The following is a 19,080-nucleotide window of genomic DNA, read 5'->3' as shown; positions in this document are numbered from 1 at the left end:
CACCACCTACGCCTCCGTTTGGCGGAGCTGGGAGACCTGGTGCCGCCGGCACGGCCTGGTTCCGCTGTCGGCCGCCCAGGATGCCGTGGCCGCCTACCTCCGAGCGCGCCGAGGCCGGGCTCTGCAACGGCACCCTCGACGACGACTGCGCCGCGATCGCCCACCGCCACCACCCGGAGGGCTTCGGCGACCTGACCGCAGCCGCCGTCGTGCGACGTGTACGCCGCGGGCTGCGCCGCATCCTGGGCACCGCGCCTCGCCGCCAGGCACATCCGCTGGCCGTCGCCGAGCTCGCCCAGATCGTGGCGAGCATCGACCCCGCGTCCCGCATCGGCGTTCGCGACCGCGCCGTCCTCCTGCTCGGCTTCGCCGCCGCACTGCGCCCCAGTGAGATCGCCGCGCTCCATCTCGCCGACGTCGGCGTCGACTCGCACAGCCTGCTCATCACCATCCGTCGCTCCAAGACCGACCAGGAGGGGCAGGGCCAGATGGTCGGCGTCGCCGCCGGAATCCACGCCGCCACCGATCCCATCCGCGCCCTCCGCGCCTGACTCGACATCCGCCCCGCCGGGCCAGGGCCGTTGTTCACCCGCGTCCCGGCGACCCGCCCGATCACCCGCGACGGCATCGGGCAGCGCACCGTCAGCGACCTGGTCCGCAACCGCGCCACCGCGGCCGGACTCGGTGACCTCGGCGTCAGCGGCCACTCGCTGCGCGCCGGACACGCCACCACCGCCGCCGTCAATGGTGCCCCGAGCCACCGGATCGCCGCGCAGACCCGACATTGGGACCTGACCACGCTGTTCAGCCACTACATCCGACCCGCCGACTCACTCGCGACCACCACAAGCCGCGATCTCGGACTCTGACGGCTCGCCCCGGTCAATCGCGGCGGTCGGCCGACGCTACAGACGAGATGGGGGTCGCCCACCATGTCGGCACAATCGCATCGGTCGACACCTTCTTCGAAGGTCAGGAGCGGGTGGCCACCTCGCGAATCCTGATCTGCTTCGACGGCATGTCGACGTCATCGGGGAGTACCGGCGACTTCGCATGCTCAACTGTTGAGATGGAGGCCGGCACGCTCTTCAAGATGGGCGCGGTGTACGGCTTCGCAGTGGAGTGTGTCTACGGCATCGTCGCTGATCGCCAGTCGGCCGAGGCTCCCGATCTGGCCATCAAGGACTCGGCCGTGAACGCAGCCATCAAGGTGGCGGTCCGAGGCGCCGACGGCCGGGCAACTTCTGGAGCACGCGACGCGCACGAGCATCTGAGTGAGTTGGCTCTGTGAGCTGCCCGCTGTTGACCGGCCGGCCACCTGTGGGGTCCCTAGGTGGCCGCCGCCTTCACCTCCGGGTCGGGTGGGCGTCTTGCCGGCCGACGGATCTGAGGGGGCGCCTTGAATCGAGGTTGGAGTAATTCTCGTCAGCCCCTTCGCCCGCTGATGAGGGCTTGACTCTGCTGGACATCCCGTGGCCCAGAGCGATGGCGCGCCCACCCACAGCCTCCGGCACACCCGTGTGCTCACCCTTAGGGCCCGCCGGGCACATGGAGTTCGGACTCTTCGGCGTGCTGGCGGTGCGGGAGTCGTGTCCCGTGGCGGTGGAAGCGATGGGGACCAGCGTCGCGATGCCCGCGATCGCCCCGAATCTCCCGGTGGCCGGTCTTGAGGGGGTGGCGTTAGCAGGTTGAGGTGAAGAGACGCATCATGGACGGGTGCCGTCCTCGCCCGTGAACTCCGAGCTGATCGGGCGAGAGTTCGAGATCCAGCTTCTTCGTGAGGTGCTCGCCGCTGAGTCGAGGACCGCGCCATGCCTAGAGCTGTCCGGGGAAGCTGGGGTCGGCAAGTCGGTGCTTTTGGACGCCGCCCAAGTGATCGCCGAGGACGCCGGGTTCCGCGTACTGAGCGTGCGCGGCATCCAGGCCGAGTCCCAGTTCCCGTTCGCGGGTCTGCACCGGCTCCTGGGCCCGATCATGGCCACGGACGAGGTGTTGCCGGCGGCGCAGCGAGCCGCGTTGCACACGGCTCTTGGCCGTGGCGACGGGCCCGCGCCCTCGCTCTTCCTGACGGGCCTGGCGACGCTGACCCTGTTGACGGAGGAGGCCGCGAACCGGCCGGTCGTGGTTCTCGTCGACGACATGCAGTGGCTCGATGAGGCCTCCCAGACGGTCCTGGCGTTCGTTGCCCGCCGACTCAGCGATGACCCGGTGACGGTGGTGGCCACGATCCGTACCGGCCAGCCGCACCATTTCGCCGAGGTGCCGGCTCGGGTGCATCGGGTGCAACCGGTCGAGGAGAGGGCCGCCCGGCGCATCCTCGCATCAGTCGGCGAACCGCTCAGCGAAGCCGACCAAGTGCGGATCCTCGACCTGGCCCGGGGCAACCCACTGGCCCTCGTCGAGCTGGCGCGCTCCTGGCGGTCCGGGGGCCCGGCCCTAGCCGACGCGACGACCGGCGCCGGGATGCTGGTGCGCACCAGCGAACGGCTGCAGCGCTCGTTCGCGGGCCGCGCGCAGGAGCTTCCGGCCACGACGCGGGATCTGTTGCTGGTCGCCGCGCTGACCGACTCAGAAGACCTCGACGAGATCCTCGCCGCCACCACCGATCTCACGGGCCAGCACGTGACCGCGGATGCCGCCGACGCGGCCGTGGCCGCGGGCTTGATCTTCTACGACGCGGCCCATCTGCGGTTCCGGCATCCGCTGGTCCGCTCGGCAATCGTCGCCGCTGAGTCACCTGGCCGCCAGCAGCGCGCCAGCCGCTCCCTAGCGCGCGTCCTGGACGCGCAACCCGACCGGCAGGTCCGGTTCCTCGCCGCCGCCAGCAGCGCCCCCGATGAGGCGGTCGCCGCATCATTGGTTCGACAGGCGGACACATCCCTGGATCGGGGCGCAGTTCTTGACGCCGTCGCCAGCTTGGAGCGCGCCGCGCGGCTGTCACCGGACCCGCAGACGCGCGGGCGCCGGATGCTGGTGGCCGCTGAGCATGCGTTCGGGTTGGGCCGTAGCGACCTGGTCCGGCAGCTGGTCGGTGAAGCGTCGGCGGCTCCGCTGAGCGAGCTCGACCGCGCCCGGTTGGCGTGGCTGACCGAGATCTTCGACGACGGCGACCCAGGCGACATCGCACGGGTCCGGGAACTGTGCGCGGCCGCGACACGATCCTCACCGGCGGTGACCCGAATCTGGCGTTGAACCTGCTCTACGGAGCCGCGGTGCGCTGCTGGTGGAGCGGCGCCGGCCTCACAGCCCGCGAGGCCGTCGTTGAGGTGCTGCGCGCCTTGGGCCGCGACTCCGACCCGCGGGTCGCGCTCGCGTTCGCGGTCGCGGACCCGATCTCGAGCGGTCGTGACGTCGACCGTGTCCTGGCCGACTTGCCGGCGCTCGCCGGGGACGACGCCGATGGCTGGCGGGCGCTGGGACAGGCCGCCTGGGCGATCGGCGACAGCGCCCGGTGCGTCGACCTGCTGGATCGGGCAGCGGCCACGATGCGCGCCCAGGGCCGGCTGGGCGTGCTCGCCCAGGTGTTGTCCATCCAGGCCAACGCCCGCGTCACGCTCGGGGAGTGGGTCCAGGCCGAAGAGGGCGCGGTCGAGGCACGCCGGCTGGCTCGGGAGACGGGACAGCCGATCTGGGCGACCGGCTCGGAGAACGTCGCATCCATGCTCGCCGGCCTCAAAGGGGTCCCCCGGCCAGGGCTGGAGCTGACCGCGGAGGCTGAGGCGTACGCCCACGCGCGGGGCCTGGCCGACCAGCTCGCGTGCGTGGCCTTGGCCCGCGGGTTCGCGCACGCCGGCAGCGGGCGCCACGAGCAGGCGTTCGAGGAGCTGTGCAAGTTGTTCGACCCGGCCTCGCCCTACCACCACGAGCGGGAGTCGATCCACGGCCTGATGTTCTTCGCCGAGGCCGCGGTGGGCGTCCAGCGGGTGCCTGAGGCGCGGGAGGTCCTCGCGAGGATGGAGCAGCTCGCGACCGTCACGCCGTCGCCGTTGCTGCACGCGCACCTGCTCTATGCGCGACCGGTTCTGGCCGAGCCCGCGGCCGCCGAGGAGCTGTTCCGGGCCGCGTTCGAGGAGGATCTGACCCGTTGGCCGTGGGTCCGGGCCCGGGTCAACCTGGCTTACGGCGTGTGGCTGCGGCGGCAGCGTCGGCTCGTGGACTCGCGAGGGCCGTTGCGCGCGGCGCAGCAGTCGTTGACGCTCATCGGTGCCAAGCATTGGGCGGACCGGGCATCGACCGAGCTGCGCGCCGCCGGCGGAAGCCCTCAGGAGGTGGCCGCGCCGGCGGTGAGCCTGCTGTCGCCCCAAGAGCTGCAGATTGCTCGGCTGGCCGCGCAGGGCCTGTCCAACCGGGAGATCGGAGAGCGGTTGTTCTGCTCGACGCGCACGGTCGCCTCGCACCTGTACCACGTCTTCCCCAAGTTGGGGATCACCTCGCGCACCCAGCTAACGGCGCATGTGGCGACGTGGGCCGAGGGCCAAGCCGGCCACGGCGCCGACGGGGCTGGCGGCTGAGCTCTCGACCCGTAGCGTCGCGGGTCGGCACCCGCGCGTCACGGGCCATCGGCGAAGGGTCGCTCAGGCCGCCGATTCCGACGTGAGGAGCTGGGCAAGTTCGGTCCACTCCCGGACCGGGGCCAGTCCTCCCGGGCCGCCGGTGATGCCGGGGTCGGTGGAGAGCACGTGAAGTGCGACGTGGTCGGCGCCGGCGTCGAGGTGCTCCCGGACCCGTCGTTCGACGTCCTCGAGGCTGCCGTGGGCGACGAGGGCGTCGATCAGCCGGTCGCTGCCGCCGCCGTCGAGGTCGGCGTCGGTGAACCCCATACGGGAGAGGTTGGACCGGTAGGAGGGGAAGCCGAGGAACATGCCGACGCCGGCGCGCGCGGCGGCGCGGGCGCGGCTGGGGTTGGTGTCGAGCACGACCGCTTGGTGGGGCGCGATCAGGGAGGTGGCGCCGACCCGGTCGCGTTCCAGCGCGCAGTAGGCGGGCGGCACCAGGAAGGGATGCCAACCGGAGGTGCGGTCCGCGGCGAGGTCGACCATCCGGGGCCCAAGAGCGGCGAGGAGCCGCCGCTCGTGAGGGATCGGGGCGGTGCCGTCGGCTGTGGCCGCGTCGAGCTCATCGAGGTAATCGCTCATCGAGGCGGTCGGTCGTCCGTAGTCGCGGCCGGCGTTCGCGGCCGCGTGTGCATTGCTGATTCCCAGGCCGACGAGGGTTCGGGGCCCGTGTCGGGCGTCGAGGTCGGCGACTCTCCGGGTGAGGGTCGCAGCGGTCTGGCTCCAGATGGAGACGACGCCGAGGGCGACGTGCGCCCGGGGTGCGGCGCCGAGGAGGTGGTCGACGTCGTCGAGTACACCTCGACCGTCCAGGCCCGGGACCCACAGGGCCCGGTAGCCGAGCTCGTCGAGCGCAGAGACCGTGTCCAGCGTCTCGGGGCGGGGGCTGCGCAGCTCCATGCTCCACAGACCGACCGGGCCGATCGCGGCGCGAACGTCATTCATGCGCACTTCCTTCTTTCGGCCTCCGGCCGCGGTGGGCGGCTTCGGATGGCGCAGGGTGGTCAGGCCGAGCAGTGGTGGCTACGCCGCCGACGCATGCCTCGAGGGCGGCGCGATCGAGACGGGTGGTTCAGCGCAGATCCCGGAACCCGGCGCGGACCTCGGAGACGAACAGTTTCGGTTGCTCGAACGCGGCGAAGTGGCCACCGGCGCTGATGTCGTCGTTGAAGTAAACGAGGTCGGAGTACGTCCGTTCGGCCCACACGCGCGGTGCTCTGTAGATCTCCTTGGGGAAGATGCTGACCGCGACCGGCAGGTCGAGGGCGATGGTGACGAAGTCGTCGCCGAAGCTCTCGGCGTACAGCCGGGCCGAGGAGGCGCCGGTGTTGGTCAGCCAGTACAGCGAGATGTTGTTCAACACCCGGTCCGCACCAAGGCCCCGAGAGGGGTGGTGGTCGGTGTCGGACCACTCGCCGAGCTTCTCGTAGATCCAGGCGGCTTGGCCGCTCGGCGAGTCCGCGAGCGTGTAGCCGAGCGTCTGCGCGCGGGTGGCCTGCAGCGTCGCGTACGACGACTCGTGGGTGCCGTACTCGGTCAGCTGCGCGAGCGCGGCCTGCTCGGCGGGCGTCGGGGGGCCGTCTAGCGGCGGCGGGGCGAACAGGATGGGCAGGTTCAGGTGGATGCCGCGCAGGCCCGCGGGCCGCTGCTTGCCCAACCAGGTGGTGACACCGGCACCCCAGTCGCCGCCCTGGGCAACGTATTCGCGGTAGCCGAGGCGCTTCATCAGGGTGTCCCAGGCGGCCGCGATCCGGGGCAGGCCCCAGCCGGGTTCGGTGGGCCGGTCCGAGAGCCCGTAGCCGGGCAGGGACGGCACGACGACGTGGAAGGCGTCGGTCGCCTGGCCGCCGTGCGCGGTGGGGTTGACCAGCGGGTCGATGACGTCGAGGAACTCCACGATGGAGCCGGGCCAGCCGTGGGTCAGGACGATGGGCAGCGCGTTCTCGTGCGGAGACCGGACGTGGAGGAAGTGGATGCCGAGTCCGTCGATGAGGGTGCGGTACTGGCCGGTGCGGTTGAGGCGGCGCTCGAAGGAGCGCCAGTCGTAGCGGTTGCGCCAGTGCCGCAGCAGCGGCCGGATCTGGTCCTCGGGCGCGCCCTGGGCCCAGTCCGGCGCCGGGCCAGGGTCGGGCAGTCGGGTACGGGCCAGCCGGTGGTGCAGGTCGCGCAGGTCGCGGTCGGGCACGTGGAGACGGACTCTGCTGACGCCGGTGGTGGCCGGCGGGAGCAGCGCCTGTCCCGACGGCGTGGTCGGAACCCCGAGGGCGGGGCCGGCCCCGGTGACGGACAGGGCGGTGGCGGTGGCGCCGGCCGCGCCGGCCAGGCCGGTGGTCCGCAACAGGGTGCGGCGGTTCGGGGCGATGTTGGCCCGGGTGGACGGGTTGAAGCGATCGGAGGGGTGGGGCTCGGTCCTTGAGGTGTCCATATTGAGGCTCTTCTGTGAGGGAGCTCCCCGAGACGCTGCTCAGGAGGCGTGCTCGGACGGGGGTGCAGGAGGATGATCCGTAGCTGTCGGCCAGCGCGGCGGGCGGTCGCGCGCCGGCCGTGCGGAAGCGAGATGGACGGCAGGGGCGGCAGCGGCGGCCGGGTCAGCGGAGGGGGTCGAAGGTGGCGCGCAGCTCGCGGGCCATCAGGCGGGGGACCTCCCAGGCGGGGAAGTGACCGCCGCGGCCGACTTGGTTGAAGCGGATCAGGTTGTGGTAACACCGTTCGGCCCACACGCGGGGGCTGGTGATGATCTCGCGCGGGAAGACCGTGACGCCGACGGGAAGGTCGAGGTCAGGTCGAGTGGTGACCGGATTCTCCCAGTAGAAGCGGGCCGCGGAGGCGGCGGTCCCGGTCACCCAGTACAGGGTGATGTCGTCGAGGACCGCGTCGCGACCCAAGGCCTGCTCGGGGCCATGGTCGCTGTCGGTCCACGCCGCGAGCTTCTCGTAGATCCAGGTGCCGAGACCGATGGGTGAGTCCTCCAGGCCGTAGCCGATGGTCTGCGGTCGCGTCGTCATCTGCCGCAGGTAGCCGATGCCGTCGCTGGAGAACTGGTTCAGCTGCGCGAGCGCCTCGCGCTCCTCGGCGTCGGGTTGGTCACTGACCGGCGGGTCGAACAGGTAGGTGGGGAAGTTGGTGTGCATGCCGGCCAGGGCCGAGGGCCGCAGCTTCGCCAGTGCGTGGGTGACCCCAGAGCCCCAGTCGCCTCCGGCGGCCACGTAGCGGGTGTAGCCCAGGCGCTCCATGAGGACCTGCCAAGCGTGCGCGGTCCGGTCGACGCCCCAGCCGGTGACGGTCGGCTTGTCCGAGAAGCCGAACCCGGGCAGGGACGGGACCACGACGTGGAAGGCCTGGGAGGCCGGGGCACCGTAGCGGGTCGGGTTGACTAGCGGGTCGATCAGCTTGATCTGCTCGAACACCGATCCCGGCCAGCCGTGGGTCAGCACGATGGGGAGCGCGTTGGGATGGCGCGAGCGGACGTGGAGGAAGTGGATCCCGAGCCCGTCGATGCGGGTGCGGTACTGCGGAAACGCGTTCAGTGCGCTTTCGCCTCGTCGCCAGTCGTAGCCGTGGAGCCAGTCGTGAGCCAGGCGCCGAGCCCGCTCCAGCGGGACGCCTTGCGCCCAGCCGGGTGTGGTCGCGGCGTCCGGCCAGCGGATGTCGGCGAGCCGTCGCCGAAGATCGACCAGGGTTGCCTCCGGCACGTGCGCCCGGAACGGCGTCACCGCGTCGGTGGCACGCGGGAGGACCACCTCGGGCGCGCCGGCCAGGCTGCTGGCCGCCGCGGCCGGGGAGCCGAGCAGCAGCGGGCCCCCGAACGCGGCGACTCCGCCGGCGGCGCTCAGTCGCAACGCGTCACGCCGCTTCAGGCCCGCCGGGCCGTGGGAGGCCGGGGGCGCATCGACCGGTCGCACGCCACCGGCGTGCGGGTCCCGGGCGTGTGGGTCTGGTGTGTACCGATCCATGGTGGCGGTGTCCATGGCTGCTCCTTCGACTGGCAGGTGACGTCACCGCTCAGGCTTGCTTGCGAGCTCGGATCGGATCATCGGCACGATGACTGGGTTTCGGCTGACAAGTCGGAACCCAGCCCGGCGCGCCCCTGCGGTCCGGACCGCAGGCCCTCCCCGCGTCGACCCGCGGCGTCAACGCCCCAGGGGTGGCGTCGACGCGGCCGCAGCTCGCTGAGCGGACCGGACGTCGCCCTCTGCGCCGGGCGGCTGATGTGCCGGCGGCCGCCAGGACATTCCGGGTCCGGTCGGTGGCCGGGGGGCCCTTAACTCGCAGTCATGGGACTGATGGCACAGCCCTGGCCACGGCATGAGGTTGGAAGCCACGCGGCTCGCAGCCGATCGTCGAGCCCCCGTTGGACTCGGCCAGCACCGGCCATCGACCAGGCCGAACGAGCAGACCGAAGGTTGAGGAGTGCGGTGACTCGATCCATCACCCCCGAAGACGGCCGGACGGGTTCCACCAGCCCCGCGGTCCGGTTCGAGCGGCCGACGGGTGGGACCACCGGTCCGGCCGACGGCGCGCGGCTGTCCCGGCACGACTGGCTGGCGATGCTGTCGCTGTCGCTGGGCGCGTTCGTCGTGGTCGCAGCCGAGTTCGTGTGCATAGGGATCTTGCCGCAGCTGTCGGCCGAGCTCGATGTGACCCTGGGGACCGCCGGGCTGACGGTCTTGGTCCCGGGACTGGTCGCCGGCCTGAGCGCACCGCTGCTGGTGGTGTGGTCGGCCCGATGGGACCGACGCCATCTGGTGCTGGCGCTGGGGCTGCTGCTGCTCGTCTCCAGCGTGGTCGCGGCCCTGACCCCGACCTTCGAGGTTCTGCTCGCGGCGCGGGTCCTCGTCGGCCTGTCCTTGGGCGGGTTCTGGGCCGTCGTCCCTTCCATGGGGTTCCGGATGGCGCCACCAGGGTCCGGCCCCGTCGCGACGTCGGTCATCTTGGCGGGCATCTCGGTGGGCACCGTGATCGGCCTGCCGGCGGGACAGTTCGTCGGCGCAATGTGGGGGTGGCGGGCGGCGTTCTGGGCGACTGCCGCTCTCTCGGTCGTCGTGCTGGCGGCGCAGGCGCTGCTGGTGCCGCATGTGGCTGCCACTGCCGGGCTCCGGTTCGCCGCGTTCGGCAAGGTGCTCAGGTCCCCGATCGCACGGGTCGGCTACGTCGCGACCGTGCTCGTGGTGATCGGGCAGTTCGCGGCCTCGACCTTCATCAGCCCGTTCCTGATGGGACCCGCCGCGCTGCCTCCGGCCGCGCTCACCGCACTGTTCACCGCCTACGGGGTCGCCGGGTTCCTCGGCACCCTCCTCGGCGGCCGCCTCATCGTGCGCAGGCCCATCGGCACGACGGTGGGCGCAATGGCGTGCCTCAGCGGCGCAGTGGCGCTCACCGCAATCCTCGCCGACCAAGCCCTCGGGGTCGCCGTGACCGTGGCGTGCTGGGGACTGGCGTGGGGCATGGTGCCGCTGACGCTGCAGACCTGGACCATCCGGGCGCTGCCCGAGGCCTCCGAGGCCGCCTCGGCGGTCCTGGTGTGCGTCTTCCAGGTCTCGATCGCGGCCGGTGCCCTGGTCGGGGGCGCCCTGGTGGACCGGGCCGGCCTGAGGGTCGACTTCGCCGTGGCCGCCGCCACAGTCCTGGCCGGCGCGATCTACACCGCCGCGACGAGCCGGGTGGTGAACACCCGTGAACCGTGAGGGCTGCCTGAGGGTCGAGCTCTACCCGCCCACGCCCGCATCGGGCGGCCGCTCGACCGCGCTGTGCTCCGCAGGCTCGTGCTCAGCGGGCCGGTGCTCAGCGGGCCGGTGCTCTGCCGGCCTGGGTGGCGAGGGTTGCGGAGAAGGCGCTCAACGCCACCTCGGTGACCGCCAGCAACTCCTCGCGCGACACCCCTGCTGCGGCGTGGACCGAGTTCCCCTCGGCGACCACCATCACGAAGCGCGCCAGGGCCGCCGGGTCGGCGTGTTCGGGAAGGTCGCCCTCGTCGACCGCCCGGGAGAACCGCTCGGCCAGCAGGCGCTCACCGGCCAGTCGGCTCTGCGCGAGGAACTGCGCCACCGCCTCGTTCTCCGCCCCGCAGGCCGTCCCGCCCTGGATCGACAGACACCCGGTCGGTCCGGAGGGTCGGGTGATCGCCTCGGCGTTGCGGTGCAGCAGCGTGGCAGCGACCTGGGCCGCTGTGGGCTCGGCGAGCGCCTCGCGCGCGTAGGCCATGTCGACCTCGGCATACCGCTCGACCGCGCGACGGAACAACTGCTCCTTGTTGCCGAACGCGGCGTACATGCTCGGCCGATTGATGCCCATGGCGGAGGTGAGGTCGTTCAGCGACGTGCCCTCGTAGCCGTGGCGCCAGAACACCTCGATCGCCTTGTCCAACGCCCCCTCGACGTCGAACTCGCGAGGACGCCCTCTGCCGCGCTCCGTCACCGTCACTGTCACATCCTCCGAGCTCATCAGACCCGCCGCCGGCGATGAGGTCGGCCTCCGGGCTGCTCGCCGGTCATCGCGTCGCCCATCATCCACCACCCTTTCAGTACCGAACGATACGGATTTGAATGCGCGGCCCGAAACACCTACAGTACATAACTGTACCGCTCGATACACAAATCAAGGAGTTCATCATGGGACAGCTCACAGGCAAGACCGCCCTGGTCACCGGCGGCACATCCGGCATCGGCCTCGCCGCGGCCCGCCGCTTCGCAGCCGAGGGCGCGCACGTGTTCATCACCGGACGCCGTCAGGAGGCGCTGGATGAGGCGGTGGTCGCCATCGGCGACAACGCCGTCGGTGTCCGCGGCGACGTCAGCGTCCTGGAGGACCTCGACCACCTGATGGAGGTCGTCGAGGCGCACGGCCACGGCCTGGACGTGGTGATGGCCAACGCCGGCGGTGGGGAGTTCGCGCCGCTGGGGGCGATCACCCCGGAGCACTTCACCAACACCTTCAAGGGCAATGTGGGCGGCACCCTGTTCACCGTCCAGAAGGCGCTGCCGATCCTCAACGACGGGGCCGCGATCGTCCTGGTCGGGTCGACCGCCGCGAGCGCCGGCACCCCGGCCTTCGGCGTCTACGCCGCCTCCAAGGCCGCCATCCGCTCCTTCGCCCGAACCTGGGCCGCCGAGCTGGTCGACCGCAAGATCCGGGTCAACACCCTGATCCCCGGCCCGACCCACACCCCTGGCGTGGAGGGTCTCGCGCCCAGCCCGGCCGACACCGAGGCACTGCTGGGCAGCTTGGCATCGACGGTCCCGATGGGCCGGATGGGCCAGCCTGAGGAGATCGCGAGCGCGGCGCTGTTCCTGGCCAGCGACCAGAGCAGCTTCATGACCGGCGCGGAAATCTTCGTCGACGGTGGCGCCGAGCAGCTCTGACCGCTCAGCGCACGACGCCGAGGGGCCCAGCTTCTTCGGCAACGACCCCAGGCTGCCCGGCCCCGGACGGGCGCTCGAGGTGGACCGCGTGGGGCCTCCCGCTTCGGCGGGAGGCCCGACGCATGCGCGTTCGAGGTGTACCGGGCGCCCCCCCGGGGCTTCCCTCTACGCCTCTCCGGGCCTTCTCGCTCCGCGGGCAGCGAGGCCAGTCATCCAACCGATGCCTCGGCACGTCCGCGGCACGCACGCTCGGAGGACCGCCGGGAACAGCCCGGCGCACCCTGAGACGGAGGACACCACATGGAACCCGACCGCGCCGGTGCCCCGATACGGCCTGCGATGAAGCCCCTGCGGCATGTCCTGACCGCCACACTCGATGTCGCCTACTACGAGGACGGTCCGCCCGACGGGCCGCCGGTGTTGCTGCTGCACGGGTTCCCCTACGGCATCCACAGCTACGTCGAGGTCGCGCCGCTGCTGGCACGGGCCGGCTTCCGCGTCATCGTCCCGTACCTGCGCGGGCACGGACCGACCCGCTTCCGCGACCCGGACCGCATGCGGTCTGGACAGCAGGCCGCGCTCGGGGCCGACGTCGTGGAGCTGCTCGAAGCGCTCGAGATCCCGCGCGCCATCCTGGCCGGTTACGACTGGGGCGGCCGCGCCGCCTGCGTCGTCGCGGCACTGTGGCCGCACCGGTGCGCGGGACTGGTGTCGGTCAACGGGTACCTCATCCAGGACATCGCGGCCGCCGGGACGCCGCTGCCACCGGCGCTGGAAGCAGGATTCTGGTACTTCTTCTACTTCCTCACCGACCGCGGCGCCGCGGGACTCGCGGCGAACCGGCGCGCAGTCGCCGAGGTGATCTGGCGTCGCAACTCGCCCGCCTGGGACTACCCGCCGGCGGTCTTCGACGAGACCGTCGCCGCCTTCGACAACCCCGACTACGTCGACGTGGTCTTGCACTCCTACCGCCACCGCCTCGGGCACGCCGCGGGTGACCCGGTCTACGACGACGCGGAACGGCGCCTGGCCGCCCTGCCCCCGATCAGTGCTCCGACGGTGACCCTGGAAGGTCAGGCCGACGGGAACTTTCCCGCCACCGACGGCAGCGCCGCGGCCGCGCACCTGACGGGACCGCACGTGCACCGGCAGGTGCCGTCCGCCGGGCACAACCTGCCCCAGGAAGCACCCGGCGCCTTCGCCGACGCCGTCCTCGAGGTCGAGCGTCTGAGCGCCGAGACGCCACCGGTGGCCGACACGCTGCGTAAGTGAACCGGCGGCGGAGCGAGCAGCGCATGCCGACCGCGGTGGCGGGTATCGGGGACGCATGGCGCAGCTTCCCCTCATGGGTAGGGCCCAGGGAGCGTTCAACCTCGCCGGCGGCCTGTGGCCGTTGCTGCACCTGCGCAGCTTCGAGGCGGTCTTCGGCCCGAAGCAGGACCGTTGGCTGGTGCGCACGGTCGCGGGTCTGCTGGCTTGCGTCGGCTACGCCCAGGTGAGAGCCGGCACGGACGAGGGGTGGCCACACGCACGGCGCCTGGGTCTGGGAACGGCCACCACGCTCCTCACCATCGACGTGGTGAACGTCGCGCGGGGCCGGCTGCGCTGGACCTACGTGCTGGACGCGGGCGCCGAAGCTGCAATGCTCTCCGGCTGGGCGGTAGCCGGGCGCCACGACGCCCGGCGCACCGGTTAGATCCGGAAGCCAGCGGGTCGGCGGCCGGCCACCGCCCAGCACACCGACCCGCAGGGTCGCAGTCGAGGACTCCTCAGCGGGAGGCGTCCTCGATGACCTTCGCGATGACTCCGGGGAACGTCAGCATCGAGGCATGCGGTGCCGCGATGCGGGTGATGTGGGCGTGCGCACGGCGAGCCATGAACACCTGCGACGCGGGCGGGATGGCGGTGTCCTTCGTGCCGATCACGTCCCAGCTCGGGATGTGACGCCAGGCAGCCTTGGTGGCCGGCTCGTTCAACGCTGTCACGGCGACTGGTCGCTGGATGGCGGCCAGAGCGAGCGCCTCGGCCTTGCCGATGTGGGGGCCGGTGAACAGGGCGCGGTACTTCGCGGGCTGGACGTACAGGTCGACGCCCTTCTTGCCGTTGGGCAGGGTGAAGGGGCGTTCCAGCAGCGCGGCGCCGTACTGGCTGCCGGGGTACTTGTTGGTGAGCTCGGCGGCCGTCTCGCCGGGCAGCGGGATCTGGGCGTCGACGAACACCAGGCTCTGGACGTGGCGGTTCCCGGCTGCGGCCTGGGAGATCACCATGCCGCCGTAGGAGTGGCCCACCAGCACGATCGGCCCCTTGATGGTGCGCAGGAGGTCGGTGAGGTTTGCAGCGTCGCTCGCCAAGCCCCGCAGCGGGTTCGCGAACGCGACCACCGGATACCCCTGCTTCTGCAGTCGCCGGATGACGCCATGCCAGCAGGATGAATCGGCGTCCGCACCGTGGACCAGGAGGACGGTCGGCGCTCGGTGTCGGGCCGCCGCGGATGCCCCGATCGGGGTCACGGCGTCGGCGGTCACGGCGTGGGCGGTCACTGCGCCGGCGGCCACTGCGTCGGCGGCCACTGCGTCGGTGGCGGGGTGCTCGGTCGCGGTCAGCAGCGCCGCGATGGCGGCCGCGCCGGCGGCCAAAGCCGTCGCGCGTCGGCGCGGGAAGTGGTTCGTCATGGTGGTGCTCCTCCGTACGGGTGCCTCGATGCGGGGGTGTTGGGATGGCCGATGCGGGGCCGGGCTGGCTGGTGGGGTCAGGGGCGGGTCACGCGGACATGAACGGGCGCGGAGCGGATGCGGCGGCCACCATGTGGATGAGCTGCTCGGGGTGCGACATGCCGACGACGTGGGAGGCGCCGGGAACCTCGACGGTCCGCTGGGTGTTCGCGCGCTGCGCCATGATCTGGTGGGCGCCGGCGGGGATGTTGTGGTCGAGTTCGCCGAAGAGGAACCAGCTCGGCGTCGACTGCCACAGTGGGTTCGGGCCGGACGGCTCGAACAGCGCTGCTTCGGTGATGGGGCGCTGGGTGACGGCCATGGTCGCGGTCTGCTGCTTGGGGAGGTCGGCCGCGAACTGGGCGTGGTAGCGCTCCGGCGCGATGTAGGTGTCGGTGCCACCCCCGGGCAGCGGCACCCGCCGTAGGGTCTCGGCCAGGGTGCCGCCGGGAACGAGCGCGGACGCCTCCCCGCAGCTCTCGCCCGCTAGGAGGGCGAACCCGGCGACGAAGACCAGGCCGGTGACCTGCCCGGCGTCGGCTGCGACGTTGGTGATGACTGCGCCGCCGTAGGAGTGGCCGACCAGCACCACCGGGCCTTCGAGAGTGCGGACCAGGGCAGTGAGGTCAGCGGCGTCGGCGGCGACGCTGCGCAGGGGGTTCGCCCAGGCGATCACGCGATGGCCTGCGCGTTGCAGCGGCGCGATGACGCCGTCCCAACTGGAGGAGTCGGCGTAGGCGCCATGGATGAGGATGACGTTCGGTTCCATGTGAGCTCCAAGAAGGAAGTGACGGCAAACCAGTGCAGGCGCCGGGCCGGTGAGGCCCGGGTGCGACAGGGGTGCGACCCGGGACGGGCCGGGCGCATCGGAGAGCGGACGGTGAAGAGTGGAGGTTCAGCGTCACCGGACGGGTCCACCGGCGGCATCAGCCAACTGACTGATCCAGTGAGCCGGCCCGGGGAAGGCCCAGGTGCCGGCGTCCGGCACGGCGTGGTCGGTGCCCGGACCGTCGCGCGGGGACCTGAGCAGACCCAGCTTCGGTGTGCGCGCACGGCCACCCGCTCAGGGTCTCCAGGCCACCGGCGTGGGCCACCCGCTGGTGTCCGTGGACCAGTCATATGACCGATGGCGCCGGCCGGTGCGACGCGGACGCTAGTCGACGTGCAGGGAGCCCGCAGTTCAGGGCAGCCGCCCTGACCGAGGTCGAGACGACCTCGCCCCGAGCCGACCCGAGGAGCCCCGTGATGTCCCCTGAGAAGGTAAGCGTGGAAGCCGCAGCCCAAGCCTTCGCCGACGCGAACGCGAGTCCGCCGTACACCCACCAGCTCCCGATCGCGCAGACCCGTGAGGGGCTCAACACGCTGCAGTCCGAGCCGGTTCACGCGCCCGACGCCGACATCAGCGACCTGACCGTGCCCGGCCCCTACGGCGAGGTCAGCATCCGGATCGTCCGCACGCCCAACGCGCACGGGCCACTCCCGGTGATCTTGCACATCCATGGGCTCGGGTGGGTGTTCGGCGGCAAGGCAACCCACGATCGGCTGATGCGGGAACTTGCCGTCGGGAGCCGCGCTGCCGTCGTCTTCCCGGACTACAGCCTCTCCCCGGAGGCGAAGTACCCGACGGCGATCGAGGAGATCTTCGCGGTCGCGCGGTGGGTGACCAAGCATGGGTCCGAGCACAACTTGGACACCAGCCGGTTCGCGATCGTCGGGGACTCGGTCGGCGGGAACATGGCGGCCGCCACCACGCTCCTGGCCAAGCAGCGAGGCGGCGTGGACTTCGTTCAGCAGGTGCTCTTCTACCCCGTGACCGACGCCACCTTCGACACCCCGTCCTCACACCAGTTCGCTGAGGGCTACTTCCTGCGCCGCGACACGATGCAGTGGTTCTGGGACCAGTACATCGCCGACCCGTCGCAACGCAGCGAGCCCACCGCCTCCCCGCTGCAGGCCAGTCTCGCGCAGCTCTCCGGCCTGCCGCCGGCCCTCATCATCGTCGGCGAGGCCGACGTGCTCCGCGACGAGGGCGAGGCCTACGCCCACAAGCTCCGCCAGGCTGGGGTACCGGTCGTCTCGGTCCGCTACCAGGCCGCGATCCACGACTTCGTCGGCCTCAACCCGCTGCGCGTCACCGACGCCGCACAAGGAGCCCTCACCCAGGCGACCGCCGTGCTCCGCGAGGCGCTCGGCACCTAGACGAGCCCCTCGCCGAGCGTCCGTGCCTCAACGTCCTGCCCCCAGATGTCCTCGCCCGCCGGCGTCCCAGCCATGGCGCTGCCGGGCCAGCGCTCCACCCTCCGCCGCCCCCGCTTGAAGGAGCCATCTCATGACCGACCTCAGCACCACCGCACCGACCGTCGCTCTGGTCCACGGCGCGTTCGCCGACAACTCCGGCTGGAACGACGTCGTCGAGCAGCTCCAGGCCGCCGGCGTCGCCGTCCGGTCAATCGCCAACCCGCTGCGCGGCATCGCCGCCGACAGCAGGTACGTCGCCAGCGCCCTCCAGCAGATTCCCGGACCCGTCGTCGCGGTCGGACACTCCTACGGCGGCGCAGTCATCAGCAACGCCGCCACCGGCGTCGACAACGTCGTCGGCCTCGTCTTCGTCGCGGGCTTCGCCCCAGACGAAGGCGAAGTGCTCGGCGAGCGCGTCGGCGACTCCAAGGACAGCGTGCTCAACTCCGCGCTCGTGCCGCTGCGCTACCCCACGGCGGACGGCGAGGGCACCGCCACCGAGTTCGTCATCGACCCGGACGCGTTCCATGACGCGTTCGCCGCGGACCTTCCGCGGCAGCAGACCGACGCCATGGCCGTCGCCCAGCGGCCGGTCGCCGAAGCGGCGTTCACCGAACCGTCGGGACCGCCGGCCTGGAAGCATGTTCCGTGCTGGGCTGTGGTGTCGACCAAGGACACGGCCGCCGGCGCCGACGTCGTCCGGTCGATGGCGCACCGAGCTGGCGCAGGCGTCACCGAGGTCGACGGCTCGCACGTCATCATGATCTCCCAGCCCAAGGCCGTTGCCGACGTCATCCTCGACGCTGTACTCGCAACCCAGATGCGCGAGGAGGCCCAGGGATCCTGATGCGCCGGACCCGCACCCTCGCCCATCAGGTCCTGGCCACCGGTCGTTCAGTAGTCCCGGTGTAGTGCTCGCCGAAGCGGCCGCGGGCATGCGGGCCCCGGCGCGCACCCATCTGCCGGCGGGAACCCCACCGAGTTGGACCGACCTCGGCGATGCCGGACTGATCGGCGTCAACGTCCCGAGCAGTACGACGGCGATGGCTCGGGCATGCACGACCTGGCCGTGATCAGCCACCAGTTGAGGTTCGCGCGTGAGCTGAACATCGTGCATCCGCAGGTCCTCGTTGACGCAGCAGGCCCCGTCCTCAAGGCACTGGCCGCCGATCTTGGTTTCAGTCGGCTGGCGGTCTTCGGTACGGTTTCGCGTGGGACCGCGAGTCCTGATCCGACATCGATCTGATCGTCGAGTCGCCGCCGGATACGTCGTCGTTGAGTCCCTTCGGTTCAAGCAGCTGATCGAGCAGGTCCTCGGCCGTGAGGACGACCTGATCGACTACGGCGGCTTGAAGCTGAAGCTCGACGACGACATCCGGCGTGAGGCGGCGCTGCTTTGATGGAGCGCAAGGCCGCCAAGGAGCTCCTCCACATCCAGGGCTGGCTCGACCGCGTCGACGAGATCGTCGAGCGGGGCAAGGACCGCCTACCTCGCCGACGACCTGATGCAGGAGGCCGGCGACTCGCTGACGATGAAGCTGGGGGAGGGGGCCAACCGGCTCTCGAGGTTCGCGTCCTCGTGCCGTAGGGCGTCGACCGGGCGCTTGCGGTCGCGAATCGGAACTTGATCGGCTACCAGTGCGACGAGATCAACCGAGAGTTTGCCTTGCAAACGCTCTCGCGCGATCTGCCCGAATGGAAGCGATCGCAGGAGACGCAGCGGACGCAGCGATTGGCGAGGAGACACCCGGGACTGAGTGCACCCGATTGCCGGGTCGCGAGATTCAATCGCCACGCCCTCCTTCAACCCTCCAGAAACAGCCGGAAAGGTAGGGCGTCTCTCGTGTACGGTCGAAATCGTCAGCGAGGAGTCCTCGTCATCAACACGGAGGATCCGGCGGCATCCCGTAACGTTCGGTAGTGGTCGGCAAGGCGTCGGATCCAACCCAGAGGGTTGCGGTTCAAATTCTCCTCCGAGGTCGGCCAGAAGTCGGACACGACATGCTAGCGATGACCGGCCGGCAGTCCGTGCTCCTGGCGTCTTGTGCGCGCCTACGGCGACGAGGTTTTCGCCTCGCCCCCTGTAGTTGTCGGCGTCACTATCGGCGCGACGAACTGGTACGCCCCTGTCCCTTGGCCGTGGCGGAGTGTCTGCCGCCCTGGGGGGCACTGGGTGCGCACGACAACACGAACTGAGGCTGAAGGTCGTTGCCCAAATCA

The 19,080-nt window shown here is 71.2% G+C and carries 18 protein-coding genes; 12 read left to right on the top strand and 6 right to left on the bottom strand.

Features of this window, described 5'->3' with window-relative positions:
* Positions 1-80 precede the first annotated feature (80 nt).
* The 5 genes from ACZ43H_RS09925 to ACZ43H_RS09905 all read left to right on the top strand — a co-directional run bounded on the left by ACZ43H_RS09925 (position 81) and on the right by ACZ43H_RS09905 (position 4,511).
* On the top strand, positions 81-551 hold the full coding sequence (locus ACZ43H_RS09925; RefSeq protein ID WP_464589834.1) for a site-specific integrase: 471 nt from the start codon (positions 81-83) through the stop codon (positions 549-551).
* Positions 552-581: 30 nt separating this feature from the next.
* Positions 582-869, top strand: coding sequence for a site-specific integrase (locus ACZ43H_RS09920; RefSeq protein WP_464589832.1), 288 nt, complete (start codon positions 582-584; stop codon positions 867-869).
* A complete protein-coding gene (locus tag ACZ43H_RS09915; protein WP_464589830.1) occupies positions 785-1,291 on the top strand; it encodes a phosphorylase family protein in 507 nt (168 codons plus the stop codon). Before ACZ43H_RS09920 ends, ACZ43H_RS09915 begins: the two co-directional genes overlap by 85 nt.
* 440 nt (positions 1,292-1,731) lie before the next feature.
* The gene (locus ACZ43H_RS09910) at positions 1,732-3,192 is read left to right on the top strand and encodes an AAA family ATPase (RefSeq protein ID WP_464589828.1); all 1,461 of its coding nucleotides are present in this window, start codon (positions 1,732-1,734) and stop codon (positions 3,190-3,192) included.
* Positions 3,141-4,511 (top strand): LuxR C-terminal-related transcriptional regulator, encoded by a 1,371-nt coding sequence (locus ACZ43H_RS09905; RefSeq protein WP_464589826.1) that lies wholly within the window; start codon positions 3,141-3,143, stop codon positions 4,509-4,511. Before ACZ43H_RS09910 ends, ACZ43H_RS09905 begins: the two co-directional genes overlap by 52 nt.
* Before the next feature lie 63 nt (positions 4,512-4,574).
* Here ACZ43H_RS09905 and ACZ43H_RS09900 read toward each other — a convergent pair whose 3' ends face one another.
* The 3 genes from ACZ43H_RS09900 to ACZ43H_RS09890 all read right to left on the bottom strand — a co-directional run bounded on the left by ACZ43H_RS09900 (position 4,575) and on the right by ACZ43H_RS09890 (position 8,521).
* Complete coding sequence (locus ACZ43H_RS09900; protein WP_464589824.1) at positions 4,575-5,498, bottom strand: TIGR03620 family F420-dependent LLM class oxidoreductase; 924 nt, start codon at positions 5,496-5,498, stop codon at positions 4,575-4,577.
* A 127-nt stretch (positions 5,499-5,625) separates the two neighbouring features.
* Positions 5,626-6,978, bottom strand: a complete 1,353-nt coding sequence (locus ACZ43H_RS09895; RefSeq protein WP_464589822.1) for an epoxide hydrolase family protein — start codon at positions 6,976-6,978, stop codon at positions 5,626-5,628.
* 163 nt (positions 6,979-7,141) lie between these two features.
* Positions 7,142-8,521, bottom strand: a complete 1,380-nt coding sequence (locus ACZ43H_RS09890; RefSeq protein ID WP_464589820.1) for an epoxide hydrolase family protein — start codon at positions 8,519-8,521, stop codon at positions 7,142-7,144.
* Positions 8,522-8,968: 447 nt separating this feature from the next.
* Between ACZ43H_RS09890 and ACZ43H_RS09885 the strand changes: the two genes are divergently transcribed.
* On the top strand, positions 8,969-10,237 hold the full coding sequence (locus tag ACZ43H_RS09885; RefSeq protein ID WP_464589818.1) for an MFS transporter: 1,269 nt from the start codon (positions 8,969-8,971) through the stop codon (positions 10,235-10,237).
* A 97-nt stretch (positions 10,238-10,334) separates the two neighbouring features.
* Here ACZ43H_RS09885 and ACZ43H_RS09880 read toward each other — a convergent pair whose 3' ends face one another.
* Entirely contained in the window at positions 10,335-10,973 is a 639-nt protein-coding gene (locus ACZ43H_RS09880; RefSeq protein ID WP_464589816.1) for a TetR/AcrR family transcriptional regulator, read from the bottom strand.
* Positions 10,974-11,161: 188 nt separating this feature from the next.
* On the opposite strand from ACZ43H_RS09880, the gene ACZ43H_RS09875 reads away from it, so the two are divergent.
* The 3 genes from ACZ43H_RS09875 to ACZ43H_RS09865 all read left to right on the top strand — a co-directional run bounded on the left by ACZ43H_RS09875 (position 11,162) and on the right by ACZ43H_RS09865 (position 13,607).
* On the top strand, positions 11,162-11,911 hold the full coding sequence (locus tag ACZ43H_RS09875; protein ID WP_464589814.1) for an SDR family oxidoreductase: 750 nt from the start codon (positions 11,162-11,164) through the stop codon (positions 11,909-11,911).
* Positions 11,912-12,250: 339 nt separating this feature from the next.
* Complete coding sequence (locus ACZ43H_RS09870) at positions 12,251-13,183, top strand: alpha/beta fold hydrolase (RefSeq protein ID WP_464589812.1); 933 nt, start codon at positions 12,251-12,253, stop codon at positions 13,181-13,183.
* A gap of 73 nt (positions 13,184-13,256) precedes the next feature.
* Positions 13,257-13,607, top strand: a complete 351-nt coding sequence (locus ACZ43H_RS09865) for a hypothetical protein (RefSeq protein ID WP_464589810.1) — start codon at positions 13,257-13,259, stop codon at positions 13,605-13,607.
* Positions 13,608-13,680: 73 nt separating this feature from the next.
* Here the strand turns inward: ACZ43H_RS09865 and ACZ43H_RS09860 are convergent, their stop codons facing one another.
* The gene (locus ACZ43H_RS09860; RefSeq protein WP_464589809.1) at positions 13,681-14,583 is read right to left on the bottom strand and encodes an alpha/beta fold hydrolase; all 903 of its coding nucleotides are present in this window, start codon (positions 14,581-14,583) and stop codon (positions 13,681-13,683) included.
* Between the two features lie 88 nt (positions 14,584-14,671).
* Positions 14,672-15,391 (bottom strand): alpha/beta fold hydrolase, encoded by a 720-nt coding sequence (locus ACZ43H_RS09855; RefSeq protein WP_464589807.1) that lies wholly within the window; start codon positions 15,389-15,391, stop codon positions 14,672-14,674.
* Positions 15,392-15,888: 497 nt separating this feature from the next.
* On the opposite strand from ACZ43H_RS09855, the gene ACZ43H_RS09850 reads away from it, so the two are divergent.
* The 3 genes from ACZ43H_RS09850 (at position 15,889) to ACZ43H_RS09840 (ending at position 18,260) form a co-directional block, all read left to right on the top strand.
* Positions 15,889-16,821, top strand: a complete 933-nt coding sequence (locus ACZ43H_RS09850; protein ID WP_464589805.1) for an alpha/beta hydrolase — start codon at positions 15,889-15,891, stop codon at positions 16,819-16,821.
* 130 nt (positions 16,822-16,951) lie between these two features.
* Positions 16,952-17,707 (top strand): alpha/beta hydrolase, encoded by a 756-nt coding sequence (locus tag ACZ43H_RS09845; protein ID WP_464589803.1) that lies wholly within the window; start codon positions 16,952-16,954, stop codon positions 17,705-17,707.
* Positions 17,708-18,071: 364 nt separating this feature from the next.
* Positions 18,072-18,260 carry a hypothetical protein gene (locus tag ACZ43H_RS09840; RefSeq protein WP_464589801.1) on the top strand — a complete coding sequence of 63 codons (189 nt, stop codon included), beginning with the start codon at positions 18,072-18,074 and terminating at the stop codon, positions 18,258-18,260.
* Positions 18,261-19,080 lie beyond the last annotated feature (820 nt).

The organism is Nocardioides sp. DN36, assembly GCF_055380375.1.
Note: the sequence above shows the minus strand (reverse complement) of the source record. Positions and strands in the feature narration are given on the sequence as shown.

Bases quoted from the DNA above. Each gene is read 5' to 3' on its own strand.
- ACZ43H_RS09855 (WP_464589807.1), bottom strand. From the start codon at position 15,391: ATGGAACCGAACGTCATCCTCATCCATGGCGCCTACGCCGACTCCTCC.
- ACZ43H_RS09845 (WP_464589803.1), top strand. From the start codon at position 16,952: ATGACCGACCTCAGCACCACCGCACCGACCGTCGCTCTGGTCCACGGC.
- ACZ43H_RS09870 (WP_464589812.1), top strand. From the start codon at position 12,251: ATGAAGCCCCTGCGGCATGTCCTGACCGCCACACTCGATGTCGCCTAC.
- ACZ43H_RS09925 (WP_464589834.1), top strand. From the start codon at position 81: ATGCCGTGGCCGCCTACCTCCGAGCGCGCCGAGGCCGGGCTCTGCAAC.
- ACZ43H_RS09875 (WP_464589814.1), top strand. From the start codon at position 11,162: ATGGGACAGCTCACAGGCAAGACCGCCCTGGTCACCGGCGGCACATCC.
- ACZ43H_RS09895 (WP_464589822.1), bottom strand. From the start codon at position 6,978: ATGGACACCTCAAGGACCGAGCCCCACCCCTCCGATCGCTTCAACCCG.
- ACZ43H_RS09865 (WP_464589810.1), top strand. From the start codon at position 13,257: ATGGGTAGGGCCCAGGGAGCGTTCAACCTCGCCGGCGGCCTGTGGCCG.
- ACZ43H_RS09900 (WP_464589824.1), bottom strand. From the start codon at position 5,498: ATGAATGACGTTCGCGCCGCGATCGGCCCGGTCGGTCTGTGGAGCATG.
- ACZ43H_RS09860 (WP_464589809.1), bottom strand. From the start codon at position 14,583: ATGACGAACCACTTCCCGCGCCGACGCGCGACGGCTTTGGCCGCCGGC.
- ACZ43H_RS09890 (WP_464589820.1), bottom strand. From the start codon at position 8,521: ATGGACACCGCCACCATGGATCGGTACACACCAGACCCACACGCCCGG.